Annotated in this window: 31 protein-coding genes; 23 read left to right on the top strand and 8 right to left on the bottom strand. The window is 63.9% G+C overall.

What is annotated here, in order from left to right; translation table 11 throughout:
- Positions 1-149: 149 nt before the first annotated feature.
- Both AC0NIL_RS02670 and AC0NIL_RS02675 read right to left on the bottom strand, forming a co-directional pair.
- Positions 150-1358, bottom strand: coding sequence for a beta-ketoacyl-[acyl-carrier-protein] synthase family protein (locus AC0NIL_RS02670; RefSeq protein WP_063170976.1), 1209 nt, complete (start codon positions 1356-1358; stop codon positions 150-152).
- Between the two features lie 5 nt (positions 1359-1363).
- Positions 1364-1618 carry an acyl carrier protein gene (locus tag AC0NIL_RS02675; RefSeq protein WP_013528393.1) on the bottom strand — a complete coding sequence of 85 codons (255 nt, stop codon included), beginning with the start codon at positions 1616-1618 and terminating at the stop codon, positions 1364-1366.
- A 215-nt stretch (positions 1619-1833) separates the two neighbouring features.
- On the opposite strand from AC0NIL_RS02675, the gene AC0NIL_RS02680 reads away from it, so the two are divergent.
- From AC0NIL_RS02680 to AC0NIL_RS02700, 5 genes are read left to right on the top strand one after another with little or no spacing between them, the layout of a single operon-like run.
- Complete coding sequence (locus AC0NIL_RS02680; protein ID WP_027161065.1) at positions 1834-2667, top strand: urease accessory protein UreD; 834 nt, start codon at positions 1834-1836, stop codon at positions 2665-2667.
- A 28-nt stretch (positions 2668-2695) separates the two neighbouring features.
- Positions 2696-2998 (top strand): urease subunit gamma, encoded by a 303-nt coding sequence (locus AC0NIL_RS02685; protein WP_013528395.1) that lies wholly within the window; start codon positions 2696-2698, stop codon positions 2996-2998.
- A gap of 10 nt (positions 2999-3008) precedes the next feature.
- On the top strand, positions 3009-3263 hold the full coding sequence (locus AC0NIL_RS02690; protein ID WP_027161066.1) for a DUF1272 domain-containing protein: 255 nt from the start codon (positions 3009-3011) through the stop codon (positions 3261-3263).
- 33 nt (positions 3264-3296) lie between these two features.
- Positions 3297-3884, top strand: a complete 588-nt coding sequence (locus AC0NIL_RS02695; RefSeq protein ID WP_063169757.1) for a HupE/UreJ family protein — start codon at positions 3297-3299, stop codon at positions 3882-3884.
- Positions 3885-3892: 8 nt separating this feature from the next.
- Positions 3893-4198 (top strand): urease subunit beta, encoded by a 306-nt coding sequence (locus AC0NIL_RS02700; protein WP_013528398.1) that lies wholly within the window; start codon positions 3893-3895, stop codon positions 4196-4198.
- Positions 4199-4218: 20 nt separating this feature from the next.
- Here AC0NIL_RS02700 and AC0NIL_RS02705 read toward each other — a convergent pair whose 3' ends face one another.
- Together AC0NIL_RS02705 and AC0NIL_RS02710 are read right to left on the bottom strand one after the other, a co-directional pair.
- Positions 4219-4707 (bottom strand): hypothetical protein, encoded by a 489-nt coding sequence (locus AC0NIL_RS02705; RefSeq protein WP_275953248.1) that lies wholly within the window; start codon positions 4705-4707, stop codon positions 4219-4221.
- Positions 4708-4836: 129 nt separating this feature from the next.
- On the bottom strand, positions 4837-5220 hold the full coding sequence (locus tag AC0NIL_RS02710) for a hypothetical protein (protein ID WP_013528400.1): 384 nt from the start codon (positions 5218-5220) through the stop codon (positions 4837-4839).
- Between the two features lie 182 nt (positions 5221-5402).
- Here AC0NIL_RS02710 and ureC point away from each other — a divergent pair, with 182 nt between their 5' ends.
- The 7 genes from ureC to AC0NIL_RS02745 all read left to right on the top strand — a co-directional run bounded on the left by ureC (position 5403) and on the right by AC0NIL_RS02745 (position 11079).
- The gene (gene ureC / locus AC0NIL_RS02715; RefSeq protein ID WP_027161069.1) at positions 5403-7115 is read left to right on the top strand and encodes an urease subunit alpha; all 1713 of its coding nucleotides are present in this window, start codon (positions 5403-5405) and stop codon (positions 7113-7115) included.
- A 92-nt stretch (positions 7116-7207) separates the two neighbouring features.
- Positions 7208-7801 (top strand): hypothetical protein, encoded by a 594-nt coding sequence (locus AC0NIL_RS02720; RefSeq protein ID WP_024502037.1) that lies wholly within the window; start codon positions 7208-7210, stop codon positions 7799-7801.
- A gap of 103 nt (positions 7802-7904) precedes the next feature.
- Positions 7905-8492, top strand: coding sequence for an urease accessory protein UreE (gene ureE, locus AC0NIL_RS02725; protein ID WP_275953249.1), 588 nt, complete (start codon positions 7905-7907; stop codon positions 8490-8492).
- A complete protein-coding gene (locus tag AC0NIL_RS02730; RefSeq protein WP_473572813.1) occupies positions 8485-9156 on the top strand; it encodes an urease accessory protein UreF in 672 nt (223 codons plus the stop codon). The genes ureE and AC0NIL_RS02730 overlap by 8 nt, the downstream gene beginning before the upstream one ends.
- Positions 9153-9593, top strand: coding sequence for a DUF3995 domain-containing protein (locus AC0NIL_RS02735; RefSeq protein WP_275953251.1), 441 nt, complete (start codon positions 9153-9155; stop codon positions 9591-9593). Before AC0NIL_RS02730 ends, AC0NIL_RS02735 begins: the two co-directional genes overlap by 4 nt.
- On the top strand, positions 9590-10234 hold the full coding sequence (gene ureG / locus AC0NIL_RS02740) for an urease accessory protein UreG (RefSeq protein ID WP_027161074.1): 645 nt from the start codon (positions 9590-9592) through the stop codon (positions 10232-10234). Before AC0NIL_RS02735 ends, ureG begins: the two co-directional genes overlap by 4 nt.
- 77 nt (positions 10235-10311) lie before the next feature.
- A complete protein-coding gene (locus AC0NIL_RS02745; RefSeq protein ID WP_024502042.1) occupies positions 10312-11079 on the top strand; it encodes a class II aldolase and adducin N-terminal domain-containing protein in 768 nt (255 codons plus the stop codon).
- A gap of 84 nt (positions 11080-11163) precedes the next feature.
- Here the strand turns inward: AC0NIL_RS02745 and AC0NIL_RS02750 are convergent, their stop codons facing one another.
- Positions 11164-11796, bottom strand: coding sequence for an HAD family hydrolase (locus AC0NIL_RS02750; protein WP_275953252.1), 633 nt, complete (start codon positions 11794-11796; stop codon positions 11164-11166).
- A gap of 259 nt (positions 11797-12055) precedes the next feature.
- On the opposite strand from AC0NIL_RS02750, the gene AC0NIL_RS02755 reads away from it, so the two are divergent.
- Positions 12056-13015 (top strand): sugar-binding transcriptional regulator, encoded by a 960-nt coding sequence (locus AC0NIL_RS02755; protein WP_013528410.1) that lies wholly within the window; start codon positions 12056-12058, stop codon positions 13013-13015.
- 37 nt (positions 13016-13052) lie between these two features.
- Here AC0NIL_RS02755 and AC0NIL_RS02760 read toward each other — a convergent pair whose 3' ends face one another.
- Positions 13053-13238, bottom strand: a complete 186-nt coding sequence (locus AC0NIL_RS02760) for a hypothetical protein (protein ID WP_013528411.1) — start codon at positions 13236-13238, stop codon at positions 13053-13055.
- A 110-nt stretch (positions 13239-13348) separates the two neighbouring features.
- Here AC0NIL_RS02760 and gcvA point away from each other — a divergent pair, with 110 nt between their 5' ends.
- The 10 genes from gcvA to AC0NIL_RS02810 all read left to right on the top strand — a co-directional run bounded on the left by gcvA (position 13349) and on the right by AC0NIL_RS02810 (position 24921).
- Positions 13349-14254 (top strand): transcriptional regulator GcvA, encoded by a 906-nt coding sequence (gcvA, locus tag AC0NIL_RS02765; RefSeq protein ID WP_013528412.1) that lies wholly within the window; start codon positions 13349-13351, stop codon positions 14252-14254.
- Positions 14255-14478: 224 nt separating this feature from the next.
- Positions 14479-15789, top strand: coding sequence for an ABC transporter substrate-binding protein (locus AC0NIL_RS02770; protein WP_013528413.1), 1311 nt, complete (start codon positions 14479-14481; stop codon positions 15787-15789).
- Positions 15790-15912: 123 nt separating this feature from the next.
- A complete protein-coding gene (locus AC0NIL_RS02775) occupies positions 15913-16785 on the top strand; it encodes a carbohydrate ABC transporter permease (protein WP_013528414.1) in 873 nt (290 codons plus the stop codon).
- An 11-nt stretch (positions 16786-16796) separates the two neighbouring features.
- Positions 16797-17621 (top strand): carbohydrate ABC transporter permease, encoded by an 825-nt coding sequence (locus tag AC0NIL_RS02780; protein ID WP_013528415.1) that lies wholly within the window; start codon positions 16797-16799, stop codon positions 17619-17621.
- A 49-nt stretch (positions 17622-17670) separates the two neighbouring features.
- Positions 17671-18669, top strand: a complete 999-nt coding sequence (locus AC0NIL_RS02785; protein ID WP_013528416.1) for an ABC transporter ATP-binding protein — start codon at positions 17671-17673, stop codon at positions 18667-18669.
- A 2-nt stretch (positions 18670-18671) separates the two neighbouring features.
- Entirely contained in the window at positions 18672-19442 is a 771-nt protein-coding gene (locus AC0NIL_RS02790) for an L-iditol 2-dehydrogenase (protein ID WP_013528417.1), read from the top strand.
- Positions 19443-19587: 145 nt separating this feature from the next.
- Positions 19588-21066, top strand: coding sequence for a mannitol dehydrogenase family protein (locus AC0NIL_RS02795; protein WP_275953254.1), 1479 nt, complete (start codon positions 19588-19590; stop codon positions 21064-21066).
- 15 nt (positions 21067-21081) lie between these two features.
- On the top strand, positions 21082-21765 hold the full coding sequence (locus AC0NIL_RS02800; protein WP_013528419.1) for an HAD family hydrolase: 684 nt from the start codon (positions 21082-21084) through the stop codon (positions 21763-21765).
- Positions 21762-23348, top strand: a complete 1587-nt coding sequence (locus AC0NIL_RS02805) for an FGGY-family carbohydrate kinase (protein ID WP_275953255.1) — start codon at positions 21762-21764, stop codon at positions 23346-23348. The genes AC0NIL_RS02800 and AC0NIL_RS02805 overlap by 4 nt, the downstream gene beginning before the upstream one ends.
- 169 nt (positions 23349-23517) lie before the next feature.
- Positions 23518-24921, top strand: a complete 1404-nt coding sequence (locus tag AC0NIL_RS02810) for an MATE family efflux transporter (protein ID WP_275953256.1) — start codon at positions 23518-23520, stop codon at positions 24919-24921.
- A gap of 100 nt (positions 24922-25021) precedes the next feature.
- Here AC0NIL_RS02810 and AC0NIL_RS02815 read toward each other — a convergent pair whose 3' ends face one another.
- Positions 25022-25603, bottom strand: a complete 582-nt coding sequence (locus tag AC0NIL_RS02815; RefSeq protein WP_013528422.1) for a cupin domain-containing protein — start codon at positions 25601-25603, stop codon at positions 25022-25024.
- Position 25604: 1 nt separating this feature from the next.
- Complete coding sequence (locus tag AC0NIL_RS02820) at positions 25605-26861, bottom strand: cysteine desulfurase-like protein (protein WP_275953258.1); 1257 nt, start codon at positions 26859-26861, stop codon at positions 25605-25607.
- Between the last annotated feature and the right edge of the window lie 50 nt (positions 26862-26911).

Genomic DNA, 26911 nt, shown 5'->3' on the forward strand with positions numbered 1-26911 from the left:
GAGGATTCGCGCCGAGCGGCGCGGTTTTGGCGGGTCGGCCAAGGATTAGACGCGGCGCACGGCACGATCAATATGGCGGCGAAGGGTTTCACCGTGCACGGACAGTCAACGGAATGGCCGGCCTGGGGCAGATCCGCCCGCCCCTTAGATCAGACAGCCTTGAAAGCCAGCACGGCATTGGTGCCGCCGAACGCGAAGCCGTTGCTGATCGCGGCGCGCACCTTGCGCTCGCGCGGCACATTCGGCGTGACGTCGAGGTCGCAATCGGGATCGGCCTCACGAAAATTGGCCGTCGGCGGCACGATGCCTTCGCGGATCGCCATCACGCAGGCGATCATCTCCAGCGCACCCGATGCGCCGAGGCAATGGGCGTGCATCGACTTGGTCGACGACACCGAAAGCTTGTAGGCATGGTCGCCGAAGACGCGCTTGATCGCTGCCGTCTCGATCTGGTCGTTGGCCTTGGTGCCGGTGCCATGGGCGTTGAGGTAGTCGACATCCTCGGGATTGAAGCCGGCATCGGCGAGGCAGGCGCGCATGGCCGCCGTCGGCCCTTCGACGGTCGGCGCGACAATGTCGGAGGCATCGGCGGAGAGGCCGGCGCCGGCGACCTCGGCAAGGATGGTGGCGCCGCGCGCCATGGCGTGCTCGTACGTCTCCAGGACCGCCATGCCGGCGCCCTCGCCGAGCGACAGTCCCTGGCGGTCGGCCGAAAATGGCCGGCAGGTGTCGGGCGCCAGCACGCGCAATGCTTCCCAGCCCTTCAGGATGCCCCAGACCAGCGGCGCATCGGTGCCGCCGGCGACCATCACATCGGCGCGGCCAAGTCTGATCTGGTCGACAGCCGAGGCGATGGCGTGGTTGGACGACGAACAGGCCGAGGTGACGCCGAAGACCGGGCCGCGCAGGCCCAGATTCATGCTGACATGGCCAGAGGCCGCGCTTGGCATGACCTTTGGCACGGTGAAGATGCCGGCGCGGTTCTTGCCCTCGACCAGGATGGCCCGATAGCTCTCTTCGATCGCCTCCCAGCCGCAGACGCCGACACCGACGACGGTGCCCATCCGATAGGTGGTGGCTTCATTCGAGACCAGGCCGGCGTGCTGCATGGCTTCCCTGGCTGCGATCGTCGCCAGCAGGCTGAAGCGGTCCATCGACACGGTCTGCTTGCGGTCGATGCCGTGATCGGGAAGCGTCTTGATTTCGCAGCCGACCTTGACCTTCAAATCATGCAGTTGGGGACTTGTGATCTGGCCGATGGCCGAGCGGCCGGCGCGCATCTCGTTCCAGATCGCGGGCGCGCTGGTGCCGAGCCCGCAAATGCCGCCCATGCCGGTGATGACAACGCGCTGCCGCATTCAGTTCAGGCTTTTTTCGCGATCAGCGCGCGCACAGCTTCGACCATGTCGCCGACGTTCTTCAGATTGCTCCAGGCGTCGACCGTGTTCATCTCGATCTCGATGCCATACTCTTCCTCAAGATCGAAGATAATCTCCGTCAGCTCGAGCGAATGGATGCCAAGCGAGGTCAATTCGGTGGTGGTGGTGATTTCTTCGCCGCCCGGCTCGGCATGAGCCTTGATCTTCGCGATGATATCCGTTGCCAGCTGGTCGGCCATTCGGTTCCTTCCCCACTATCTCGCGTTTCCCGACGCCGACTGAGCAGCGCCCCTTTTTCTCCTGGTATCAAGCCGCCGTCGTCGTTTAATACCCCCGCCAAGCGCAGCATGACCGTACCAAGGTGGTTCCCTCTATAGAAACCGAAACGTTGTCAAGCAACAAGCTATATCGAACTCCATATCGACAAAGCCGCCGGAGTGCTTAACGTGCAGGCATGGATATGGGCGAACATGGCGGGATTTCGACGCAGCGCGTTGCGGGCGTGGCGCGGCTTTCCTGTGCGCTCAGTGAGGGCCGCACGCGCCTGCGGCGCCTCTATCAGGACGGCGCCGCCAAGATAAGAATGCCGGCCGTCTCGGCCGATCCGCTCGAAGCGGTGCTGATCAACACCGCCGGCGGAATGACGGGCGGCGACCGTATCGCCTGGGACGTGGATGTCGGCGCGGCCGCTTCGGCATCGATCACCACGCAGGCCTGCGAGAAGATCTACCGGGCGGCATCCGACCATGCCGAAGTGCGGGTCAATTTGTCGGTAGGCGAAAACGGCCGCATCGCCTGGCTGCCGCAGGAAACCATCGTCTTCGACAGGGCGGCCTTTGCCCGTACGCTCGACGTCGAGCTTGCCGTCGGCGCCGAGGCGCTGGTGCTGGAAGCCGCCGTCTTCGGCCGCCTGGCGATGGGCGAACGCGCCACGCAGGGCAACTTCCATGACCGCTGGCGTGTGCGTCAGGATGGCGCCCTCGTTCATGCCGAGGATTTCCGCATCGGACCCGATATCGCCGCAACGCTCGATCGCCCGGCGGTTGCCGGCGGCGCGATCGCGGTGGCGACGCTGCTTCTGGTGTCGCCGCGCGCCGAAGCCCTGCTCGATCCGGTTCTGGAGATCGTCGGCGACCAGGGCAGCGCCAGCGCCTGGTGCGTGAAGAAATCTGGCAAGCTTCTTGCGAGGCTCTACGCCGGGGATGGCTACCGACTGCGCCAGCGGCTGGTTCCACTCGTCGAATTGCTCAACGGAAGGGCGGGGTTGCCCAAATTATGGTCACTATAGGCCTGCCTCTACCAATCCAGGGAAACGCATGAACCTGACGCCGAGGGAAAAGGACAAGCTGCTGATCGCCATGGCGGCGATGGTGGCGCGCAAGCGGCTCGAACGCGGCGTCAAGCTCAACCATCCGGAAGCGATTGCGCTGATCACCGATTTCGTCGTCGAAGGCGCCCGCGACGGCCGTCCGGTCGCCGAACTGATGGAAGCCGGCGCTCATGTCGTCAGCCGCGCGCAAGTCATGGAAGGCATCGCCGAGATGATCCATGACGTGCAGGTCGAGGCGACGTTTCCCGACGGCACCAAGCTGGTGACCGTGCACGAACCGATCCGTTGAGGAGGACAGGATGCTGGAGCTGCGTCCCAACTGCGAATGCTGCGACAAGGACCTGCCGCCCGAGGCGACGGATGCGCTGATCTGCACCTTCGAGTGCACCTTTTGCGCCGGATGCGTGGAACAGGTGTTGGGCGGCATCTGCCCCAATTGCGGTGGTGGTTTTTCGGCGCGGCCGATCCGCCCGGCAGCGATGCTGAAGAAATATCCTGCGTCGAGCAAACGCGTACTCAAGGCCGAAGGCTGCGGCCCCCGCAAGGCGGCGTGAACACCAGACCGAGCAAAACGAAAGGCAAACAGAATGATATCCGCCAAACGCCTCTGCCTGTCGGCGATCCTGCTGCTGGCCGCCGCCCTGCCGGCCTATGCCCATGTCGGCCTGGGCACCACCTCCTCCTTCACGGCCGGCTTCATGCACCCGCTCTCCGGCCTCGATCACATGACGGTGATGATCGCGGTCGGGCTGTGGGCGGCGCTCAAGGGCGGCAAGGCGGTTCTTGCCTGGCCGGCTGCCTTTGTCGGCGTCATGGTGGTCGGCGGCGCGCTGGGCATGCTGCATATGCCGCTGCCCTTCGTCGAACCGGGCATACTGGCATCGGTCGTGACACTCGGACTGCTGGTGGCGCTGGCGATCGATCTGCCGGTCTCGGCCGGCGTCGCCATCATCGGCCTGTTCGCACTTTTCCACGGCCACGCGCATGGCACCGAGGTGCCGGAGAATGCCGGCGGGCTTGAATACATGGCCGGCTTTGCCACCGCCACGCTGTTGCTGCATGCCACCGGCATCGCCACCGGTCTCGGTCTCGGCATCCGGTTTCGTGGCCTGGCCCGCGCTGCCGGTGCCGCCTGCGCGGCGATCGGCATCGGTCTCGCCTTCGGCATCGTGTGAGGGTGACCATGATCCCCGGTGAAATCATCACGGTGGGCGGCGACATCGAGCTCAACAAGGGCCTGCAGACCGTCACCCTGAAAGTCGCCAACAGCGGCGACCGGCCGATCCAGGTCGGCAGCCACTACCATTTCTTCGAGACCAATGAGGGGCTGAAATTCGACCGTGAGCGCGCCAGGGGCATGCGCCTCGACATTGCCGCGGGCACGGCCATGCGCTTCGAGCCGGGCCAGGAGCGCGACGTCACGCTGGTGCCGCTCGGCGGCAAGCGCGAGGTCTACGGATTTCAGCAGAAGGTGATGGGCAAGCTGTGAAATCTTCCGGCGCGCTCAGCTCAGTTCGATGGCTTGGCCGCGGCGTAGATGACGATCTTTCCGGGATTGTCGAATTCGACGGCGAGGACATCCTGCGCCTGCACGCGCCGCGATTCGATGGCGTTGAACAGCAGCGCGTTGGCCTCGATCTCCTTGCGCAGCTCCGTAATGTCGTCCTGATGCTGCTTGACCTTGGCCTCGATCTCCGGCGGCGGGCCGCCTTCGCTGCGCGCGGCGTCGGTGAGGAACACGATGTCGACCTTGTCGAGCTTGGATGTCTTGCGCACCGTGCCGATGTTTTCACGCGTGCGGTCGATCGCCGTGTTGACGTTGCCGGCCTCAGAGTTGGCCTTGGCCTCTTCCTGCTTGACCTGCGAGCCGACGATGCGATTGACGGTCTCCGTGCTTTCCAGTCCTTGCGCCTTCAGTCCGGCAGCAGGACCAGCCGCCGCCAGGAACGCCATGGCGGCGACTGCCTGCATTCTGGTCGAGAAAGAAGTGATCGCCATCGCTCGCTCCTGAGAGAAATCGTTTCGGGGCGCGGGTTAGCGCGAAAAGAACAAAACGAATCCGGCCCGGCGAAGGTTCCTTTCCCGATGCGGCCGGCCGGCCGGATGCCGGCCCGCCATGCCGTGGCGTCAGCTCGCCTTCTTGGTGATCAGGGTCAGTGCGCCATTGGGTTCCATACTGGCTGCGACCACCTGCGCCGAGGTCATTCCCTTGGCCTCGAGCGCCGACTTGACCTTGGGTGTGGCGTCGATCGAGCTGCGCAGTTTCTTCAAGCCGTCATCGCCGCGCTGGGCGATCACCTGGTTGACCTGCGTCTGGGTGTCCTTTGGCAGCTCCGTGATGTCGACGATGTTGACGCTCTGGATCGTCGGAACGGCCGGCTGAGCCTGGGGCGTGGCTGGAGCAGGCGTTGCCGGCGCCGGAGCGGGCTGTGGCGCGGGTTGCTGCTGGGCACTGGCGGCGCCCGCCAGCATCAGGCTGGCGGCGGCGGCAAGAACTATCGTTTTGCGCATGGATTTTCCTTTCCATCGATTGGCAAACGGTCGGTCTGGGGTGACGCCCTAACCTCAACCGCCAAATGGGATCAGAAGGTGTCGCCCAGCAGGTCATTGCGTGACCATAGGATGGCAGCAATGTGCAGCCGCGCTTCAATCCAACCGCATTTCGGCAAACCGCATTTCGGGAGCAATCGCTGATGGCCAGAATTACCCGCGCCGCCTACGCGCAGATGTACGGCCCGACGGTCGGCGACAGAGTACGGCTTGCCGACACCGAACTGTTCATCGAGGTCGAGAAGGATCTCACCATCCATGGCGAAGAGGTGAAATTCGGCGGCGGCAAGGTGATCCGCGACGGCATGGGCCAGAGCCAGGTTTCCAGGGCGCAAGGCGCCGTCGATACCGTGATCACCAACGCGCTGGTGATCGATGCCAGTGCAGGCATCTTCAAGGCAGATGTCGGGCTTCGCGACGGGCGCATCGCGGCCATCGGCAAGGCGGGCAATCCGGACACGCAGGATGGCGTTACCATCATCATCGGCCCCGGAACCGAGATCATCGCCGGCGAAGGCAAGATCCTGACATCAGGCGGCTTCGACGCGCATATCCACTTCATCTGCCCGCAGCAGATCGAGGAGGCGCTGATGTCAGGCATCACCACCATGCTCGGCGGCGGCACCGGTCCGGCGCACGGCACGCTGGCCACCACCTGCACGCCGGGGCCATGGCACATGGCCCGCATGATCCAGTCCTTCGACGCCTTTCCGATGAACATCGGCCTGTCGGGCAAGGGCAATGCCTCGCTGCCCGCCGCGCTCGAGGAAATGGTGCTGGGCGGCGCCTGCTCGCTGAAGCTGCACGAGGACTGGGGCACGACGCCGGCGGCCATCGATTGCTGCCTGTCGGTCGCCGACGATTACGACGTGCAGGTGATGATCCACACCGACACGCTGAACGAATCCGGCTTTGTCGAGAACACGGTCGCCGCCATCAAGGGCCGCACCATCCACGCCTTCCACACCGAGGGCGCCGGCGGCGGCCATGCGCCCGACATCATCAAGGTCTGCGGCCTGCCCAACGTCATTCCGTCTTCGACCAATCCGACGCGGCCCTACACGGTCAACACGCTGGCCGAGCATCTCGACATGCTGATGGTCTGCCATCATCTGTCGCCGTCGATCCCCGAAGACATCGCCTTTGCCGAAAGCCGCATCCGCAAGGAGACCATCGCGGCGGAAGACATTTTGCACGACATCGGCGCCTTCTCGATCATCTCGTCGGATTCGCAGGCCATGGGCCGCGTCGGCGAAGTCGCGATCCGCACCTGGCAAACGGCCGACAAGATGAAGCGCCAGCGCGGCTCGCTGCCGCAGGAGACCGGCAACAACGACAATTTCCGCGTCCGTCGCTACATCGCCAAATACACGATCAACCCGGCCATCGCGCATGGGCTGTCGAAAGACATCGGCTCGATCGCGGTCGGCAAACGCGCCGACCTGGTGCTGTGGAACCCGGCCTTCTTCGGCGTCAAGCCGGACATGGTGCTGATCGGCGGCATGATCGCCGCCGCCCCGATGGGCGACCCCAACGCCTCGATCCCGACGCCGCAGCCGATGCATTACCGGCCGATGTTCGGCGCCTATGGCAAGGCCAGGACCAACTCGTCGGTGACGTTCGTTTCGAAGGCAGCGCTCGAGTCGGGACTGCATGGCAGGCTCGGTGTCGACAAGCAGTTCGTCGCCGTCGAAAACACCCGCGGCGGCATCGGCAAGCATTCGATGGTGCTCAACGACGCCACGCCGCATGTCGAGGTCGATCCGGAAACCTACGAGGTGCGCGCCGACGGCGAGTTGCTGACCTGCGAGCCGGCGACGGTGCTGCCGATGGCGCAACGGTATTTTCTGTTTTGAAGCGGCGCTTCCACCGGGCGAGCATTATCCGTTGCAGCCCTTGGTGGAAGGCAGCACTATGCGGCCAACCAACAGCTGCATTGTGATCGAGCATGACCACCGAAATCGCTTCCGCCCACGACATCTTCCCGCACATCCGAATCGTCATGGGCATGGTGATCGGGCTTGGTGTCGCCCGCCTGCTGTCGGGGGTGGCGCGCATCGTCCAGCATCCCGGCCAGTACAAGCTCTATACCGTGCATCTGGCCTGGGTCGTCTCGGTGCTCCTGATGCTGGTGCATTTCTGGTGGTGGGAGTTCGGCCTCTACGCCGTCGAGACCTGGACCTTCGGCAAATATTTGTTCATCATTTTCTACGCGATCACGCTGTTCCTGCTGTGCGCGCTTTTGTTCCCAGATTCGATGCTGGACTACACCAGCTACGAGGATTTTTTCTATTCGCGCCGGGCGTGGTTCTTCGGCCTGCTGGCGGCGACCTATCTGCTCGACGTGGTCGACACGCTGCTGAAGGGGCCGGAGCATTTCGCCCGCTTCGGCAGCGAATATCTGTTCCGCACGCCGGTCTTCGTCGTGCTCTGTATCATCGCGATCCTGGTGCGCGACCGCCGCTTCCACATCGCCTTTGTCACGGCGGCGCTTATCTACCAGATATCGTTCATCCTGCGGCTCTTCGACACCATCGTCTGAACGAACGCGATGGTCTAGCTTTGTTGGGGAAAGGCAGGGTTCGACATGTACAAGGCCATTGGATCGCGTGTGTGCGGGCACAAGCAAATGGGAAATCCATGAAATGAAACTCAACCTCAACACCGACTTCACCAAATTCCCGCGCGCCGTCTCGGTGCTGTCCGCCGGCGCTGCCGGAACCACCCTACCGTCCGGCCGGGCCATTCTCGCCCATGACGAGCGGCATCTGCGCCGCCGGGCCATCGAACTTGCCGACGGCGGCAAGGTGCTGGTCGACCTGCCCGAACCCGTCGCCTTGAACGATGGCGACCGGCTGGTGCTGGAGAATGGCGGCCATATCGAGATCATCGCGGCACCGGAAGAGGTCTACGACATCCGCGCCCGCGATGGCGTGCATCTGGCCGAGCTCGCCTGGCATATCGGCAACCGCCATCTCGCGGCAGGCATCGAGGCCGGACGCATCCTCATCCTGCGCGACCATGTCATCAAGGCGATGCTGGAGGGGCTGGGCGCCACCGTGACCGACGTTTCCGAACCGTTCAAGCCGGTGCGCGGCGCCTATTCCGGGCATGGCAGGCAAAGCCACGATCACGGCCATGCGCATGCCCACGCCGAAGCGCACAGCCATTCTCATGGCGAATCGCGTTCCCATTCGCACAGTCATGCCGGCCATCACCACGATCATGACTGACCAGCCTTCGAACATCGCCCTGCTGCGGCTGATGGCGTGGCTGTCGCCTGCCTTTCCGGTCGGCGGCTTTTCCTACAGCCATGGTCTCGAGCGGGCGGTGCAGGACGGGTTGGTTGCCGATGCCGGGAGCCTCGCCGGCTGGCTGGAGACGCTGGTCGAGATGGGCTCGGGCTGGAACGACGCCGTGCTGTTCGCCGAGAGCTGGCGCCGGGCACGCGGCACCGGTGATCTCGATGAAGTGGCGGCACTCGCCGAAGCCCTGGCCGGCTCGCGCGAACGCCATACCGAGACCATGCTGCAGGGTGGAGCCTTCCTCAAAGCGGCGGCCGCCTGGCCTAATCCGGTGCTGGAGCGCCTGCCGGCCGGATGCGCCTATTGCGTCGCCGTCGGCGCCATTGCGGGTGGCAACGGCATCGCGCTTCAGGATGCGCTGTCAGCCTTCCTGCAAACCTTCTTCTCCAACCTTGTGCAGGCAGCGATCCGGCTTGGCATCGTCGGCCAGAGCGGCGCGACCACGTTGTTAGCCGGCTTCGAGCCGCTGGCCCTGGCGACCGCAAGCCGCGCCGCGCGCTCGACACTCGACGATCTCGGTGGCTGCGCCTTCGTCTCCGATGTCATGGCGATGAAGCATGAAACCCAGTATTCGCGACTGTTCCGCTCATGATTTTTCTCGCCTTCTCGCTTTCGACTGTTCTGCTCCTGATCACCGCGCTGCATGTCTATTGGGGTCTTGGCGGCATCTGGCCGGGCCAGGACGCAGCCTCCTGCGCTCGCGCCGTGGTCGGCTTTCGCGGCGTCGATGAGATGCCAACGCCGTTTGCCAGTTTCGCCGTTGCCGCGTGCTTGTGCCTGGCGACACTATGGCCGCTGGCGCTCATGGGAGTCTTCGCTTCACCCTTCCCCAAGGAGGGTCTCGCCGCCACGTCGCTGCTCATCGGTCTGGTGTTCCTGGGGCGCGGCATAGCCGGCTTCACGCCATGGTGGCGGCGGCTGACGCCTGAACAGCCTTTCGCGCGGCTCGATGTCCGCTATTATTCGCCGCTGTGCCTGTTGATCGGGCTCGGCTTTGCCATCCTCGCCATCACGGAGTTTCCCGCATGACACAGACAAATGGTCCGCTGCGCGTCGGCATTGGCGGCCCGGTCGGTTCGGGCAAGACGACGCTGACCGAAAAACTGTGCAAGGCGCTGCGCGACGAGTTTTCCATCGCCGTCGTCACCAACGACATCTACACCAAGGAAGACGCCATGATGCTGGCGCGGCTGCAGGCACTGCCCGAGGACCGCATCATGGGTGTCGAGACCGGCGGCTGCCCGCATACCGCGATCCGCGAGGATGCCTCGATCAATCTGCAGGCGATCGCGCAGATGAACAGGAAATTCCCGGATCTCGACATCGTCTTCATCGAATCCGGCGGCGACAACCTTGCCGCCACCTTCTCGCCGGATCTCGCCGACCTGACGCTCTATGTCATCTCGGTCTGCCAGGGCGAGGAGATTCCGCGCAAGGGCGGGCCGGCGATCACCCGCTCCGATTTCCTGGTCATCAACAAGAGCGATCTGGCTCCTTACGTCAACGTCAACCTCGACGTGATGGAGAGCGACGCCGGCCGCATGCGCGGCAAGCGGCCGTTCGGCTTCACCGACCTGTCGCGCGGCAAGGGTCTGCAGGAGGTGATCGATTTCATCGTCGAGCATGGCGGCCTGCGAGCCGGCGCTGCCGCTGCCAGCACGGCGGCGTGAGCATCCCTGCACCAACCAAAACCGGTTGCGGGAATGGGCTGGCCACGGCATTCTTGCCGAAACCGGAGGATTTTTCGATGAGCCTTGCCCGCTTGCAAAAGGAAACGCTGACCAACCTGCCCTACTATGAGGAGCGCGTCGATCTCGCCTGCGCCTTCCGCTGGACGGCGCGGCTCAATATGCACGAGGCGGTGGCCAATCATTTCTCGCTGGCTGTCAACGATGAGGGCACACAATTCCTCATGAACCCCAACCAGGTGCATTTCTCGCGTATCAAGGCGAGCGACCTTCTGATGATCGATGCCAACGATCCGGAAACGCTCTCCGGCCCCAATGCGCCCGACCCGACGGCGTGGGGGCTGCATGGCGCCATCCATCGCAATGTGCGTCACGCGCGCTGCGTCATGCATGTGCACTCGATCCACGCTACGGTGCTGGCATCGCTCGCTGACTCGACATTGCCGCCGATCGACCAGAATTCGGCGATGTTCTTCAACCGCCATGTGGTCGACGCGCACTATGGCGGGCTGGCCTTCGAGGAGGAGGGCGAGCGCTGCTCGCAGCTTCTCGTCGATCCCAAGGTCAAGGTGATGGTGATGGGCAATCACGGCGTACTGGTCATCGGCGACACGGTCGCCGATGCCTTCAACCGCATGTTCTATTTCGAACGCGCCGCGGAGACCTACATCAAGGCGCTGTGGACCGGCCGCCCGCTGCGCACGCTGTCCGACGCGATCGCCGAAAAGGCGGCGAGCGAGATGGACGATTACCCCGGCCAGGCCGAACGCCATCTCAGCGAGTTGAAGGCGATCCTCGACGAGCAGGAACCGGTCTACCGGAATTGAGCGTCCTTCTCCCCGTGCCGTCACTATACGGGGAGAAGGTGCCGGCAGGCGGATGAGGGGCGGCGCCGACCTGGGCGGTTTTCCTCAGAGCCCCAGCTCTTTCCCCAATTCCTCGGCGCTGTTGATGACGACGGCGCCAGGCGGGCCTTCCATCGGCTTTTCCGGCCAGAAAATCGTCTTCATTCCCGCTGCCAGCCCTGCCATGGCGCCCGGCCAGCTATCGTCGATCGCCACCGCCTGCGCGGGGTCGACATCGGCCAGATACGCGGCGCGCAGGAATGGCTCGGCGTGCGGCTTGCCTTCGCGCACGTCGTTGCGGCTGATCGTCTTCATGCCGGGGTAGATCAGGCCGACCATGCTCAAATTGGCGTCGACGATCATCCTGTCCGAATTCGAGACCACGGCCTGCTGGATGCCTCTTGCACGCAGCTCGTTGAAGATCTCGATCGCGCCGGGGCGCGGCTTCAAGCTCTCCACCAGCGGCAGGTAGTGTTCGTATTTGCGCAGGATCCAGTCGTCGAAAGGCAGGTCCAGGCCGAACTCGTCGCGCATCATCTCGTAGACCGGCCAGGCGGCGACGCCGAGCACGCGCTCATGCAGATCGTCCGGCGGGACAAGGCCGACATTGCGCATCGCCGCCACCAGGGCAGCTTCGTGCAGCGGTTCGCTGTCGACCAGCGTGCCGTCCATGTCCCAGAAAACCGCTTTCGGCGTCATGCGAGGCTCCTTTTTGCCATCCCTTAAAGGGTTTGAGCCGGGAGATAAACCTTCGGAGCGCAAGAACGTGCCGCCTGCCGGGACCGCAGCCAAGTCTCTTGGCGAGACAGACATCGTGGGGAGACGAGAAACTGGGCCGTGCCTACGCCGAGGGACAGCAAGCAATTGCCCCCGAGATTTGACAATTGCGCAGCAGGCCGTTCCCTGCGAAAGTGGGCATGGGCCGCTCTCATGACCGGCGGTCTCGGGAGGCAGGACTTTGAATAGCCGGCAGGATGGTGGCAGCAACAGGCTGGACGATGCGGCACGCGCCGGCTGGCTTTATTATGTTGCCGGCAACACACAGGACCAGATCGCTTCGACGCTTGGCATCTCGCGGCAAACGGCGCAGCGGCTGGTATCGCTGGCGGTGTCGGAGGGCTTGATCAAGGTTCGCGTCGACCATCCGATCGCCAACTGCCTCGATCTGGCGGCACGGCTGAGATCGCGCTTTGCGCTCGATCTGGTCGAAGTGGTGCCGAGCGACCCCAACTCGTCCTCGACCACGATCGGCATCGCCGAGGCGGCTGCCGCCGAGATCGAGCGACGGTTGCGTTCACCGACGCCGATCGTCATGGCGATCGGCACCGGGCGCACGCTGAAGGCGGCGATCGAGCAGCTGCCGCCGATGGAATGCCCGCAGCACAAGGTGGTGTCGTTGACCGGCAACATCTCGCCGGACGGCTCGGCCGCTTTCTACAACGTCATCTTCACCATGGCCGACAGGGTCAAGGCGCGTTCTTTTCCGATGCCGCTGCCGGTCATCGCCTCGTCGCCGGAGGAGCGTGAGATGCTGCTCAACCAGCCGATGATCCAGCCGACGCTTGCGCTTGCGGCCGAGGCCGACGTCACCTTCATCGGCATCGGCGACCTCGGCCCCAAGGCGCCGCTCTACGAGGACGGCTTCATTTCGGAGAGCGAATTGAAGGCGCTGCAGAAGGCCGGGGGCATCGCCGAGATCGTCGGCTGGGTGTTCGATAGGGAAGGCCGCATGATCGAGGGGATCACCAACGACCGGGTGTCGTCGGCGTCGCTGCCGTCACGCGAGAAATCGCTGGTCATCGCACTGGCGATGGGAGAACGAAAGCTGCCGGGCATTCTGGCGGCCGCGAACCGGCGGCTGATCAACGGCCTCATCACCGATGAACGGACCGCCGCCGCGCTGCTCGCCAGCATCTGACCGGAAGCACAACTGATTTGCGATAAAACCAACCGCGCTAGCTGTGCCGCCCGAAAGGGTCGTTGCCATCGAGAAAACCGAGATCGCGCTGCAGATGCGGCGACAGGTCCCTGATGTCGAGATGTGCCCGTTTTTTGGCTGCGAACCAGCCGAATCCATCCGTCAGCCACGAAAACCAGCGATGATCGGGTGCGGAAGTGCATTTTTGCTGCGCCATGGTCATGATCGTCAACCTTCGCTATCCTGAACCCGAATGACGGGTTGACTGGAAATGTCGGTCTTGACGGCGGCCTTTGCCAATCGAACGTCGATAAGGACCCATAAGGAGGCTTTATGCCGGACCTCAGCTCTCGGCAGGTTTCACAGCTTCCGCCGCTGCAGGCGATCCGGGTGTTCGAAGCGGTGGCGCGGCATCTTTCCTTCACCAAGGCGGCCGAGGAACTTGCCATGACGCAAGCGGCGGTCAGCTATCAGATCAAGGTGCTGGAGGAACGGGTCGGCGCGCCGCTGTTCCTGCGCCGGCCGCGCCAGATCGCACTCACCGAGGCTGGACAGCGCCTTGCGCCAGCGGTCAGCGAGGCCTTTGCCATTCTCGGCCAGGCCTATGCGGCGGCGCGTGGCGGCGCCGACGGATTGCTGTGCGTCACGACGGTGCTGACCTTTGCCTCGAACTGGCTGGCGCACCATCTGGGCTCATTCCAGATCGCTCATCCCTCCCTTGCCGTGCGGCTCGAAACATCGAGCCGGCTGACGGATTTCGCCCGCGAGGATGTCGACCTCGCCATCCGGTCGGGCGGCGGCAAATGGCCGGGGCTGGAAGCCTACAAGCTGCTCGATGCCGATTTCACGCCGATGCTGAGCCCGAAGCTCGCGGCAAGCATCGGCGGCGTCAGGGAACCGGCGGACCTGTTGCGGCTGCCGATCCTCGATCCCGGCGACATCTGGTGGACGCAATGGTTCGAGGCTGCCGGCGTGCACTCGCACGATCTCGCCAAACGGCCCGGCAGCAGCATGGGCGCGCAGGCCTATGAGGCCAATGCGGCGATCGCCGGTCATGGCGTCGCGATCCTGACCAGGGCGCTGTTCAAGGCGGAACTTGCCGGTGGGCGCCTGATCCAGCCTTTCGATCTGGTTGGCGACGACGGCCATGCCTTTTGGCTGGTCTACCCCGAAGCGCGCCGCAACGTGCCGAAGATCCGTGCCTTCCGCGACTGGCTGCTGGCCGAGATCGCCTGCTGACCGGCAGGCTTGCGGGCTGCACCTGGTCTCACAGATCCATCCGCTGTTGCCGCACTGTATCCGGCCGGGACGCTCTTCGTCCTGGCAATTTCCGCTCGTCCCGGCCTGCGGTGTCGCCCGGGTGCTGCGCTGCAGCATCGAATCCGACTTGACATAATTCACGCCAAGTGAGTAATTGCCCAAAGCCAAGGCAAATGCTCATCTTGGTTCAAGGGAGGAATTTGATGAAACTTCGCACGCTCACCCTGGGCTTGTTGTCGGCCAGCACGCTTGCGTTCGCCGCACACGCCGAATCCATCACCATCGCCACCGTCAACAATGGCGATATGGTCCGCATGCAAAAGCTGACCGAGGACTTCACCAAGGCGAACCCCGACATCCAGCTCAACTGGGTTACGCTCGAAGAGAATGTGCTGCGCGAGCGCGTCACCACCGACATCGCCACCAAGGGCGGCCAGTACGACGTGATGACCATCGGCACTTATGAGGTTCCGATCTGGGCCAAGCAGAGCTGGCTTTTGCCGCTCGACAAGCTCGGCGACGACTACGACGCCAAGGACATCATCCCGGCCATTGCTGGCGGCCTTTCGGTCGACGGCAAGCTCTATGCCGCGCCCTTCTACGGCGAAAGCTCCTTCGTCATGTACCGCAAGGACCTGATGGACAAGGCCGGGCTGAAGATGCCCGACGCGCCGACCTGGGACTTCATCAAGCAGGCCGCCGACAAGATGACCGACCGCGCCAATGGCGTGAACGGCGTGTGCCTGCGCGGCAAGGCCGGCTGGGGCGAGAACATGGCTTTCCTGACCGCCATGTCGAACTCCTTCGGCGCCCGCTGGTTCGACGAGAACTGGAAGCCGCAGTTCGATCAGCCGGAATGGAAGAACACGTTGCAGTTCTATGTCGACCTGATGAAGGCCGACGGCCCCGAGGGGGCTTCCTCCAACGGCTTCAACGAAAACCTGGCGCTGTTCCAGCAGGGCAAATGCGGCATGTGGATCGACGCCACGGTCGCCGCGTCCTTCGTTTCGGACCCGAAGAACTCCACCGTCGCCGACAAGGTCGGTTATGCGCTGGCGCCCGACAATGGCCTGGGCAAGCGCGGCAACTGGCTGTGGGCCTGGTCGCTGGCCATCCCCGCCGGCACGCAGAAAGCGGATGCCGCCGAGAAGTTCGTCTCCTGGGCGACCAGCAAGCACTATGCGGAGCTCGTCGCTTCGAAGGAAGGCTGGGCCAACGTTCCTCCGGGCACGCGCTCCTCGCTCTACGCCAATGCCGAGTACCAGAAGGCGGCTCCGTTCGCCAAGATGACGCTGGACTCCATCAATGCCGCCGATCCGACGCATCCGACGGTCAAGCCGGTGCCCTATGTCGGCGTCCAGTTCGTCGCCATCCCTGAGTTCCAGGGCCTTGGCACCACGGTCGGCCAGCTCTTCTCGGCGGCGCTTGCCGGCCAGTCGAGCGTCGACGACGCGCTGAAGCAGGCCCAGGACGCTGCCACCGCGGCAATGACCGAGGGCGGATACATCAAGTAAGGCTCCTCCCGGTGCCGACTGCCGGTCGCCTCCTTGACCGGCAACGGCCGCCCGAGTTCCCAGTTCGGGCGGCCGCCTTTAACGCCTTTTGAAAATTCCGTCTGACCAGTGAGGGTGACCGTCATGGCTACTCAGCAGACCCGTTCGCTTGCCCGTTTCATGATGGCGCCATCCGTGGTGCTGCTGTTCGTCTGGATGATCGTGCCGCTGGTCATCACCATCTGGTTCTCCTTCCAGCAGTACAACCCGCTCAATCCGATCCGCGACGGCTTCGTCGGCTTCTCGAATTACGCGCTGTTCTATTCCAACCCGGCCTTCCTGCAGTCGATCCTCAACACGCTCACCTTGGTGGTCAGCGTGCTCCTGATCACGGTGATCGGCGGCATCCTTCTGGCGCTGCTGATCGACCAGCCGATGTGGGGCCAGGGCATCGTGCGCATCCTCGTCATCTCTCCGTTCTTCGTCATGCCGCCGGTGGCCGCATTGGTCTGGAAGAACATGATCATGCACCCGCAATACGGGGTGTTCGCCGACATAGCCCGCTTCTTCGGGGCCCAGCCGATCGACTGGTTCGGGCAACATCCGATGCTGGCGATCATCATCATCGTCGCCTGGCAGTGGCTGCCCTTCGCGACGCTCATTCTTCTGACCGCATTGCAGTCGCTCGACGGCGAGCAGAAGGAAGCCGCCGAGATGGACGGCGCCGGGTTCATCAGCCGCTTCATCTATCTGACGCTGCCGCACATGTCGCGCGCCATCACGGTCGTCATCCTGATCCAGACGATCTTCCTTCTCTCGGTCTATGCCGAGATCCTCGTCACCACCAATGGCGGCCCGGGATACGCCTCCACCAACCTGCCCTTCCTCGTCTACCAGAAGGCGTTGCTGGAGTTCAAAATCGGCCAGGCATCCGCCGGCGGTGTGATCGCCGTCATTCTCGCTAACATCGTTGCCTTCTTCGCCATGCGCGCCGTCGGCAAGAACCTGGACAAGTAAGGGAGGCTACGATGGCACGCTCAGTCACCACCCGGCACAAGACGATCGCGACGGTTGCCGCCTGGATCGTCGCCCTGCTGATCTTCTTCCCGATCCTCTACACGATCATCACCTCGTTCAAGTCGGAGCAGGAAGCCATCCAGGGCTTCAGCATCATCCCGTCGGGAACGTTCGAGAGCTATACCGAGGTCCAGGCGCAGAGCGGCTACTTCAAGTTCTTCTTCAACTCGGTGCTGCTCTCGGTCGGCTCGACCATCCTGGCCCTGCTGGTCGCCATACCGGCGGCATGGTCGATGGCCTTCTCGCCGACCAAGCGGACCAAGGACATCTTGATGTGGATGCTGTCCACCAAGATGATGCCGGCGGTCGCGGTGCTGTTCCCGATCTACCTGATCTTCCGCGACACAGGCCTGCTCGACAGCCGCATCGGCCTCATGATCATGCTGATGCTGATCAACCTGCCGATCGTGGTGTGGATGCTCTACACCTATTTCCGCGAAATCCCTGGCGAGATCCTGGAAGCGGCGCGCATGGACGGCGCATCGCTGTGGAACGAGATCGTCTATGTGCTGACGCCGATGGCGGTGCCGGGCATCGCCTCGACAATGCTGCTCAACATCATCCTGGCCTGGAACGAGGCGTTCTGGACGATCCGGCTGACGACGACGGAAGCCGCACCCCTGACCGCCTTCATCAGCTCGTTCTCAAGCCCGCAAGGCCTGTTCTGGGCCAAGCTTTCGGCCGCCTCGACGCTGGCCATCGCGCCGATCCTGATCATGGGCTGGTTCAGCCAGAAGCAGCTGGTGCGCGGCCTGACATTTGGTGCGGTGAAATAACGGAATTGCCCGAAGCAATCGGCAGAAATAACCCCTCGGGGAGGAAACCATGGGAAACATCACGCTCAAGAACGTCTCGAAATCCTTCGGAGCGACGTCCATCATCCCCGGTCTCGACCTGGTGATCGAGAATGGCGAGTTCGTCGTCTTTGTCGGCCCGTCGGGTTGCGGCAAGTCAACGCTGCTGCGCCTGATCGCCGGGCTCGAGGACACCAGCGGCGGCTCCATCAACATCGACGGCCGCGACGTCACCGGCGAGGCACCGGCCAAGCGCAAGCTCGCCATGGTGTTCCAGTCTTACGCGCTCTATCCGCACATGACGGTGGCCAAGAACATCGGCTTCCCGCTGAAGATGGCCGGTGAGGACAAGGCGACCATCGACAAGAAGGTGGGAGACGCGGCGCGCGTGCTCAACCTGACCAACTATCTCGAACGCCGGCCCGGCCAGCTTTCAGGCGGCCAGCGCCAGCGCGTCGCGATCGGCCGCGCCATCGTGCGTCAGCCGACCGCCTTCCTGTTCGACGAACCGCTGTCCAATCTCGATGCGGCACTGCGCGGCACCATGCGGCTGGAGATCAGCGAGCTGCACCATCAGCTCAAGACCACCATGATCTACGTTACCCACGATCAGGTTGAAGCGATGACCATGGCCGACAAGATCGTCGTGCTGAACGCCGGCAACATCGAGCAGGTCGGCTCGCCGATGGAGCTCTACAAGACGCCGAAGAACCTGTTCGTCGCCAGCTTTATCGGCTCGCCGAAGATGAACCTGATCGAGGGCGCGCCGGCTGCCAAAAACGGCGCCAAGACCATCGGCATCCGTCCCGAACACCTGGAGATCTCGACCACGGCGGGCGAATGGAAGGCGGTCGTCGGCGTCGCCGAGCATCTCGGCTCCGACACCTTCCTGCACGTCCAGGCCGACGGCGTCGGTCCGCTGACCGTGCGCGCCGACGGCGAACTCGGCGTCCATCACGGCGACACCATTTACCTGACACCAGACAAGGCCAAGCTGCATCGCTTTGGCGCCGACGGAAAGGCAATCTGAACATGCGACTGGCCGGCAAATCCGCGCTGATCACGGGTTCGGCCCGCGGCATCGGCAGAGCCTTCGCCGAAGCCTATGCCGGCGAAGGCGCAACCGTCGCCATCGCCGACATCAATCTCGAGGCGGCGCAGAAGACCGCCGCCGAGATTGGCGGCAAGGCCTATGCGGTCAAGCTCGACGTCACCGACCTCGCCTCGATCGAGGCGGCAGTGAAAGCCGTCGAGACGAAGACCGGTGGCCTCGATATCCTGATCAACAACGCCGCCCTGTTCGACCTGGCGCCGATCGTCGAAATCACCAGGGCAAGCTACGACAAGTTGTTTTCCGTCAATGTCGCCGGCACGCTGTTCATGCTGCAGGCAGCCGCCCGCTCGATGATCGCGCGAGGCAAGGGCGGCAGGATCATCAACATGGCGAGCCAGGCCGGACGCCGCGGCGAGGCGCTGGTCGGCGTCTATTGCGCCACCAAGGCCGCCGTCATCTCGCTGACCCAGTCGGCGGGGCTCGACCTGATCAAGCACCGCATCAACGTCAACGCGATTGCCCCTGGCGTCGTCGACGGCGAGCACTGGGATCACGTCGATTCGCTGTTCGCCAAATATGAGAACCGGCCGAGGGGCGAGAAGAAGAAACTGGTCGGCGAGGCGGTGCCGTATGGCCGCATGGGCACGGCACAGGACCTCACCGGCATGGCTGTGTTTCTCGCCAGCAGCGACGCCGAATACATCGTCGCCCAGACCTACAATGTCGATGGCGGCCAGTGGATGAGTTGAGGGCGGGGACGGCCTCTGCTCCTCGTCCCTCCGCGGGGAGCAGAGGCCGACTTCAGCGGGCGCGTAGCAAGTGCCACCCCTTATCCGCTCCCCGACGGGGAGAGGAGCGTAACGAAGGCCGAAACCCGGCCAAAGGGTAAAACAGATGACCGTGAAACTCTCGTCCTCTAACCTCTCCAAGCTGCCCGCCAACGTCGCAGGTCCGAAGTATGACCGCGCGACGCTGAAGGCCGGCATCGTGCATTTCGGCGTCGGCAATTTCCACCGCTCGCATCAGGCCGTCTATCTCGACGATCTGTTCAATGCGGGCATCGGCCATGACTGGGCGCTGATCGGTGCCGGCGTGTTCGACGGCGAAAAGATCGGTCGCGGCAAACTGGAAGAGCAGGACTGGCTCACCACGGTGGTCGAGCAGGATAGCGGCCATATGAGCGCACGCGTCACCGGCGCGATGATCGACTTCCTGATGCCTGGCGATGCGGCCGGTGTGATCGAACGGCTTGCCGACCCGGCGATCAAGATCGTTTCGCTGACCATCACCGAAGGCGGCTACTTTATCGATCCGGCTTCCGGCGTGTTCAACCCGACCCATCCCGACATCGTTGCCGATGCGCAGCCCGGCGCCACGCCGAAGACGGTGTTCGGCATCATTCTTGCCGGGCTGGTGCGCCGCCGCGATGAAGGCACCGTGCCGTTCACCGTCATGTCGTGCGACAACATTCCCCACAACGGCCATGTCACCTCGGATGGCGTCATCGGCCTGGCCCGTTTGATCGACGAGGATCTGGCGAACTGGGTCAGCGAGCATGTCGCCTTTCCGAACGGCATGGTCGATCGCATCACGCCGGCCACCACCGACCGCGAGCGCGGCATCCTGGCCAAGGATTTCGGCCTCGAGGACAACTGGCCGGTGTTCTGCGAGCCGTTCCGGCAGTGGGTGCTGGAGGACCATTTCACCGATGGCCGGCCGCCGCTGGAAAAGGTCGGCGTGCAGTTCGTCAAAGACGTTGCGCCTTATGAACTGATGAAAATCCGCATCCTCAATGGCGGCCATGCAGCGATCGCCTATCCGGCCGGCCTGATGGACATCCATTTCGTGCATGAGGCGATGCAGGAGCCGCTGGTGAGCGGTTTTTTGGCCAAGCTCGAACGGGACGAAATCATCCCGACGGTGCCGCCGGTGCCGGACACGGTTCTGGAAGACTATTACCAGCTCATCGAGAGCCGCTTCTCCAACCCGAAGATCGGCGACACGGTGCGCCGGCTCTGCCTCGACGGCTCCAACCGCCAGCCGAAGTTCATCATCCCGACCATCGCCGACCGGCTGAAGGCTGGGAAAAGCGTCGCCGGCCTGGCCCTGGAATCGGCATTGTGGTGCCGCTACTGCTTCGGCACGACGGACAGCGGCGCCGTCATCGAGCCCAACGACCCGAGTTGGGACCGGCTGCAGGCGACGGCAAAGGCAGCAAAGGACGCTCCCGCCGCCTGGCTCGCCATGGAGGACATCTATGGCGATGTCGGCCGCGCAACGGCGTTTGTCGAGGCCTTTGCCCATGCGCTCAACGTGCTGTGGGCGAATGGCGCGCGCGCCACGCTGACGCGCTACCTCGCCGGCAAGCTCTGAGAGCCATTCTCGGCCATGACGCCTGAACTGGTCATTTTCGACTGCGATGGCGTGCTGGTCGACAGCGAGGCGCTCTCCGTCTCGGCGCTGCTCGGCATGGTCAGGCTTGCCGGCGGCAGCGTCAGTGAGGATGCCGCCTACGAGCATTTCCTCGGCAGGAGCATGAAAAGCGTGCGCGAGATCCTCGGCCGCGACTTCGGGCTCGATATCACCGACCTGCACCTGACCGAGATGCGCGTCGAATTGATGCGCAAATTCCGCGAGGAGCTGAAGCCGATCGCCGGCGTCAAGAAGATGCTGCCGAAGCTTGGGCTGCCGTTCTGTGTCGCGTCCTCGGGCACGCTCGACCGCATCCGCTACGCGCTCGACGTCACCGGATTGCTTGGGCTGATGGAACCGCACCTGTTCAGTGCCACCATGGTGGCCAAGGGAAAGCCCGCGCCGGACCTGTTCCTGCATGCCGCCGCCAGCATGCGGGCCCATCCACGCAAATGCCTCGTCATTGAGGACAGCCCGGCCGGCATCATTGCCGCGCGGGCGGCGGGGATGCGCGTGTTTGCCTTCACCGGCGGTTCGCATGCCGGCAACCCGACCTTGAAAGCGCGGCTTGCGTCGAGTGAACCGGACTTTATATTCGCTGACATGCTGCAATTGCCCGATCTGATTGCAGGCCTGGGAGCGAGAGACAGAGCATCTTGACGAAACAGTTCGTTTGCGCGGTCGATGTCGGCACCGGGAGCGCTCGCGCGGGCATTCTCGACACCAACGGCACCTTGCTCGGCCGCGCCGAGCGGCCGATCGCCATGAACCAGCCGAAGCCCGATCACGCCGAACATGATTCGCGCGATATCTGGTCGGCCGTCTGCGCCGCCGTGCGCGCTGCCCGCGAAAAGGCCGGCATAGCTGCCGAGGAGGTCGTCGGCATCTCCTTCGATGCCACCTGTTCGCTGGTGGTGCGCGACCGGCAAGGCGGCCAGCTCAGCGTCTCGACCACGGGCGACAAGCGCTGGGACACCATCGTCTGGCTCGACCACCGCGCCATCGCGGAGGCCGACGAATGCACGGCAAGCGGCCATGCCGTGCTGAATTACGTCGGTGGCGTCATGTCGCCGGAAATGGCGACACCGAAGCTGATGTGGCTGAAGCGCAATTTGCCGGAGACCTGGAATGAAGCCGGCTATTTATTCGATCTCACCGATTTCCTGACCTGGCAAGCGACAGGTTCGCTGGCCCGCTCGCAATGCACGCTGACCGCTAAATGGACCTATCTGGCGCATGAAGAGGCCGGCTGGCGGCGCGACTTCTTTGCGCTCGTCGGCCTCGGCGATCTTTTCGAGCACGGCAATTTGCCGGAAAAGGCCAGCCCGGTCGGCGCTTATATTGGCCAACTGACCGCCCAGGCAGCGGCCGAGCTTGGGCTGAGCGAGAAATGCCGGGTCGGCGCCGGCGTCATCGATGCCTATGCCGGTGCGCTTGGCGTGCTCGGCGGCTTTGCCGGCGACCAACAGGACATCGGCCGGCATTTGGCGCTGATCGCCGGCACGTCGAGCTGCGTCATGGCGATGTCACCGGATCCGCAGCCCTTCGCCGGCGTCTGGGGTCCCTATTACGGCGCGGCGCTGCCCAGGCTGTGGCTGTCGGAAGGCGGCCAGTCGGCGACCGGCGCCCTGCTCGACCACATCATCCGCTGGCACGGCGCCGGCGGCGAGCCGGATGCCGCCATGCATGCGAAGATCGCCAGGCGTGTCGCCGAGCTGCGCGCCACCGAGGGCGACAACCTTGCCGCGCGGCTGCATGTGCTGCCCGATTTTCACGGTAACCGCTCACCGCTCGCCGATCCGCATGCCGTCGGCGTCGTCAGCGGGCTGACGCTGGACTCCTCCTTCGACAGCCTGTGCAAGCTCTACTGGCGCACCGCCGTCGGCATCGCGCTCGGCGTGCGCCACGTGCTGGAGGCGCTGAACGAGAACGGCTATCTGATCGATACGCTGCATGTCACCGGCGGCCACACCAAGAACCCGCTGTTGATGGAGCTCTATGCCGACGCCACCGGCTGCACGGTGATCGAGCCGCTGGCCGACGAGGCGGTGCTGCTCGGCACCGGCATGATCGCCGCCACCGCGGCCGGGCTGTTTCCCGACCTCAACGCGGCCTGTCTTGCCATGCAGCAAGGCGGCAGGAAGCGCGCGTCGAACCCGAAATCATCAGGGCGTTTCGACCGCGACTACAAGGTTTTCCTTGAGATGCACCGCCAGCGGCGGATGCTGGACGCGATCCGCTAGAGCATCGGGGCCGGTCCCTGGCTCAATCCGTTCCCGTCCCTCCTCTCTTGCCTTCATGTCGCGTTTCGTCCAGAAGCTGACGCAAACGCCGCGAAACCGAAGGTTTTGCCGTTTGACATGCGGCTTCCGGCTTTAATGCCGACGTGCCGTATCTGGAAAGAGCGGAACAATGTCTGCGATCGAAGCCGGCGCTCGCGCGCCGGAAAATCTTTGGCGTCAGGAAATCAGGGCGACGCTGGCGCTCGCCTGGCCGATGGTGCTGACCAATCTCGGCCAGACCGCGATGACGGCCACCGACGTCATGATGATGGGCCGGCTGGGGCCGGACACGCTGGCCAGTGGCGCGCTTGGCGCCAACCTCTATTTCATGCCGCTGATCTTCGGCCTCGGCCTGATGCTGGCGACATCGCCGATGATCGCCACCGAGCTTGGCCGCCGCCGCTATTCGGTGCGCGACCTGCGCCGCACCGTGCGCCAGGGCCTGTGGCTGGCGATCCTGATCTCGATCCCGATCTGGCTCGTGCTTTGGCACGGCGAAGGCATTCTGCTGGCCATGGGCCAGGAACCGGCACTGGCGCATCAGGCCGGCATCTATCTGCGCTGGCTCGAATGGGCGGTGCTGCCCTTCTACTTCTATATCGTGCTGCGCTCGTTTATCTCGGCGCTGGAGCGGCCGGGCTGGGCGCTGGTCATCGTCTTTGTTGCCGTCGCCTGCAATGCCTTCTTCAACTGGGTGTTCATGTTCGGCAATCTCGGCGTGCCGTCGATGGGCATTGCCGGGTCGGGCCTTGCCACCTCGCTGTCCTCAACGCTGATGTTCATCGGCCTGGCTGCCGTGGTGATGCTGGAGAAGAAGTTCCGCCGTTATCGTCTGTTCGGACGGTTCTGGCGATCGGACTGGCCACGCTTCAAGGGCCTGTTGCGGCTCGGCCTGCCGATTGCCGGCATTCTCGCCTTCGAGGTGACTATCTTCAATGCGGCCGCCCTGCTGATGGGCCTGATCGACGCGGATTCGCTGGCCGCGCACGCGATCGCCATCCAGATCGCCTCGATCTCCTTCATGGTGCCGCTTGGCCTCAACCAGGCGGTGACGGTGCGCGTCGGCCTTGCGCATGGCGCCGGCAATCCGCAAGGCGTGTCGCGCGCCGGCTGGACCGCCTTCGTCATCGGCGTCTCGTTCATGGCGCTGATGGGGCTGGTGATGATCCTGTGGCCGCATCCGCTGATCAGCGCCTTCATCGATCTGAGCTATCCGGCCAATGCCAGGGTGATCGAACTTGCCGTGTCGTTCCTGGTCTTCGCGGCGCTGTTCCAGGTCTTCGACGGCGCCCAGGCGGTGGCCGCCGGCATGCTGCGCGGCCTGCACGACACCAAGGTGCCGATGATCTATGCCGCGATCGGCTATTGGGGCGTCGGCCTGCCGCTTGGGGTGCTGCTCGCCTTCCATTTCGGCCTGCATGGCGTCGGCATCTGGATCGGTCTGTCGACGGGGCTGGCCGTGGTGGCCGCGCTGCTGCTGGCGCGCTGGCTGCGGCGCGACCGACTGGCGCCGCCGCTCGCGTTCGGGCATTGAAACAGGACGGTTGGGCTCGGCGGCTGTTGTCCTGTGGACGTTGGCTCATTGAACGACGTCTTCAGAACTCCCTCGAAATCCGGCGCCGCGCTTGAGGCGGTCAGAATGTCGGCGGCGTGTTGACCCAGAGGATGCGGACCGTGGTCGAACCGATATTGCGGTAGCCGTGGCCGAGTTCGGAGTTGAAATAGAACGCGTCGCCTGCCTCGAGCGCCACCACGTTCGCCTCGACCAGCAATTCGACGGAACCTTCGAGCACGTAGCCGAACTCCTGTCCCTTGTGGCTGATCAACTCGGGGCTGCCGCCGCCGGCCTCGATCACATGAACGTTGATCTGCAGCAGATATTCCGGACCGGACGGCACCAATTGCTCGAGCACGACATGGTTGCCCGAACGCCGATGTCCCGTCTCCATGTGCGGACGCTCGTTCTGCCGCAAAACGAAAACTTCCGAGGCATTGTGCTGCAGCGTGCCGAACATCGCGTTCATGTTGATGCCCAGCGCCTGCACCAGCCGATGCAGAGCCGCCATCGAGGGCGTCGCCCGGTCGTTTTCGATCTTCGAGAGATAACCCTCTGTCAGCCCGATGCGGGCGCCGAGCTCTTCCAGGCTGAGGCCAAGCACCTGTCTGGCATGGCGCAGCTTGACGCCGATCCTCGGGGTTCCGTTTCTGTCGCGCATGTCAGGTCCGCGTCTTCATCCAGTCCGCCAGCTTCGCCAGCAGGAAATCGACTTCCGCCTCGGTGTTGTAATGAGCCAGCCCGATGCGGACGACACCGTTGCGGTCCGCAAGCCCCAGCCGCTTGATTGGCTCCAAACCGTAATTGTGACCGTGCCAGAGATAGATGCCTTCCTCTGCCATCGCCTTGGCGATATCGGCGGGATCGGTTCCGTCAACGGTGATCGACACGGTAGGCACACGGCGCGCCAGCGCCGCCACATCGGATATGCCCTGGATCAAGACGCCATCAATTCTGGACAATCCGGCAATCAGCCGTGCTGTCAGGACACGCTCATAACGGTCGGCGACTTCAATGCCGGCGACGATGCGCTCCCGCCGCGTCGCCTGCGGGTGGACGTTGCCGAAGGACTGTCCGAGCCAGGCATAGTGCTCGACGGCGCCAAGCACCCCGGCAAGCGCCTCGCGGCTTGTCGTTCCCGTCTCGAATTTTCCAGGTGGCGTATTGGAAGCCGCGCGCACCTTATAGGCGGTCAGCGCCTGCAGCAGATCGAAACGGCCCCACAACACCCCGTGATGCGGTCCAAAAAATTTGTAGGCCGAGCAAACCAGGAAATCACAGCCGATCTCCTGGACGTCGATCACCCCATGCGGCGCGAACTGCACCGCGTCGATATAGCTCAGCGCCCCGATCGCGCGGGCGCGCTGCGCGATCCGCTTCACGTCGTTGATCGTGCCGGTAACGTTGCTGGCATAGCCGACGGCGACCAGCTTGACGTCCTCGTCGATAGTCGCCTCCAGCGTCGACAGGTCGAGTTCGAAGGTTTTTGGATCGAGGTCGATCCAGCGTACTTCAAGCCCCCGATCCTCCGCCAGCATCAGCCAGGGTGCGACGTTGGCGTCATGATCCATGCGCGTCAGCACGATGGCGTCGCCGGCGTTCAGATCGCGGCCGATGGCGCGCGAGACGGCGAAAGTCAGAGTCGTCATGTTCTGGCCGAACACCACCTCACGCCGGTCGGCGGCATTGAAGAAATCGGCCATCGCCTGATGCGCGTCGTCGACCATCGCCTGGGCCGCGAGTGAGGTTTCGAAATAGCCACCAAGATTGGCGTTGGTTTCGATCATGACACGCGTCATACGCTCGATCGAACGGCTCGCCATCTGGGTTCCCGCGGGATTGTCGAAGAAAATCCGCTTCTTCGGCTCGGCACCTCTCGCCATCGCCGGAAAAGCATCGCGGACTGTATCTATATCCATGTCTGAATTCCGTGTCTGATGATCGTTGTGCGGCGGCCCCTCGACCGCCG

The sequence above is a fragment of the Mesorhizobium sp. WSM1343 genome, assembly GCF_055901535.1.

Bases quoted from the DNA above. Each gene is read 5' to 3' on its own strand.
- AC0NIL_RS02775 (WP_013528414.1), top strand. From the start codon at position 15,913: ATGGCTACTCAGCAGACCCGTTCGCTTGCCCGTTTCATGATGGCGCCA.
- AC0NIL_RS02730 (WP_473572813.1), top strand. From the start codon at position 8,485: ATGACTGACCAGCCTTCGAACATCGCCCTGCTGCGGCTGATGGCGTGG.
- AC0NIL_RS02685 (WP_013528395.1), top strand. From the start codon at position 2,696: ATGAACCTGACGCCGAGGGAAAAGGACAAGCTGCTGATCGCCATGGCG.
- AC0NIL_RS02690 (WP_027161066.1), top strand. From the start codon at position 3,009: ATGCTGGAGCTGCGTCCCAACTGCGAATGCTGCGACAAGGACCTGCCG.
- AC0NIL_RS02800 (WP_013528419.1), top strand. From the start codon at position 21,082: ATGACGCCTGAACTGGTCATTTTCGACTGCGATGGCGTGCTGGTCGAC.
- ureE (WP_275953249.1), top strand. From the start codon at position 7,905: ATGAAACTCAACCTCAACACCGACTTCACCAAATTCCCGCGCGCCGTC.
- AC0NIL_RS02710 (WP_013528400.1), bottom strand. From the start codon at position 5,220: ATGCGCAAAACGATAGTTCTTGCCGCCGCCGCCAGCCTGATGCTGGCG.
- AC0NIL_RS02735 (WP_275953251.1), top strand. From the start codon at position 9,153: ATGATTTTTCTCGCCTTCTCGCTTTCGACTGTTCTGCTCCTGATCACC.
- AC0NIL_RS02675 (WP_013528393.1), bottom strand. From the start codon at position 1,618: ATGGCCGACCAGCTGGCAACGGATATCATCGCGAAGATCAAGGCTCAT.
- AC0NIL_RS02745 (WP_024502042.1), top strand. From the start codon at position 10,312: ATGAGCCTTGCCCGCTTGCAAAAGGAAACGCTGACCAACCTGCCCTAC.
- AC0NIL_RS02810 (WP_275953256.1), top strand. From the start codon at position 23,518: ATGTCTGCGATCGAAGCCGGCGCTCGCGCGCCGGAAAATCTTTGGCGT.
- AC0NIL_RS02720 (WP_024502037.1), top strand. From the start codon at position 7,208: ATGACCACCGAAATCGCTTCCGCCCACGACATCTTCCCGCACATCCGA.
- AC0NIL_RS02790 (WP_013528417.1), top strand. From the start codon at position 18,672: ATGCGACTGGCCGGCAAATCCGCGCTGATCACGGGTTCGGCCCGCGGC.
- AC0NIL_RS02770 (WP_013528413.1), top strand. From the start codon at position 14,479: ATGAAACTTCGCACGCTCACCCTGGGCTTGTTGTCGGCCAGCACGCTT.
- ureG (WP_027161074.1), top strand. From the start codon at position 9,590: ATGACACAGACAAATGGTCCGCTGCGCGTCGGCATTGGCGGCCCGGTC.
- AC0NIL_RS02815 (WP_013528422.1), bottom strand. From the start codon at position 25,603: ATGCGCGACAGAAACGGAACCCCGAGGATCGGCGTCAAGCTGCGCCAT.
- AC0NIL_RS02780 (WP_013528415.1), top strand. From the start codon at position 16,797: ATGGCACGCTCAGTCACCACCCGGCACAAGACGATCGCGACGGTTGCC.
- AC0NIL_RS02785 (WP_013528416.1), top strand. From the start codon at position 17,671: ATGGGAAACATCACGCTCAAGAACGTCTCGAAATCCTTCGGAGCGACG.
- AC0NIL_RS02670 (WP_063170976.1), bottom strand. From the start codon at position 1,358: ATGCGGCAGCGCGTTGTCATCACCGGCATGGGCGGCATTTGCGGGCTC.
- AC0NIL_RS02750 (WP_275953252.1), bottom strand. From the start codon at position 11,796: ATGACGCCGAAAGCGGTTTTCTGGGACATGGACGGCACGCTGGTCGAC.
- AC0NIL_RS02820 (WP_275953258.1), bottom strand. From the start codon at position 26,861: ATGGATATAGATACAGTCCGCGATGCTTTTCCGGCGATGGCGAGAGGT.
- AC0NIL_RS02705 (WP_275953248.1), bottom strand. From the start codon at position 4,707: ATGGCGATCACTTCTTTCTCGACCAGAATGCAGGCAGTCGCCGCCATG.
- AC0NIL_RS02795 (WP_275953254.1), top strand. From the start codon at position 19,588: ATGACCGTGAAACTCTCGTCCTCTAACCTCTCCAAGCTGCCCGCCAAC.
- AC0NIL_RS02695 (WP_063169757.1), top strand. From the start codon at position 3,297: ATGATATCCGCCAAACGCCTCTGCCTGTCGGCGATCCTGCTGCTGGCC.
- AC0NIL_RS02700 (WP_013528398.1), top strand. From the start codon at position 3,893: ATGATCCCCGGTGAAATCATCACGGTGGGCGGCGACATCGAGCTCAAC.
- AC0NIL_RS02760 (WP_013528411.1), bottom strand. From the start codon at position 13,238: ATGACCATGGCGCAGCAAAAATGCACTTCCGCACCCGATCATCGCTGG.
- gcvA (WP_013528412.1), top strand. From the start codon at position 13,349: ATGCCGGACCTCAGCTCTCGGCAGGTTTCACAGCTTCCGCCGCTGCAG.
- ureC (WP_027161069.1), top strand. From the start codon at position 5,403: ATGGCCAGAATTACCCGCGCCGCCTACGCGCAGATGTACGGCCCGACG.
- AC0NIL_RS02680 (WP_027161065.1), top strand. From the start codon at position 1,834: ATGGATATGGGCGAACATGGCGGGATTTCGACGCAGCGCGTTGCGGGC.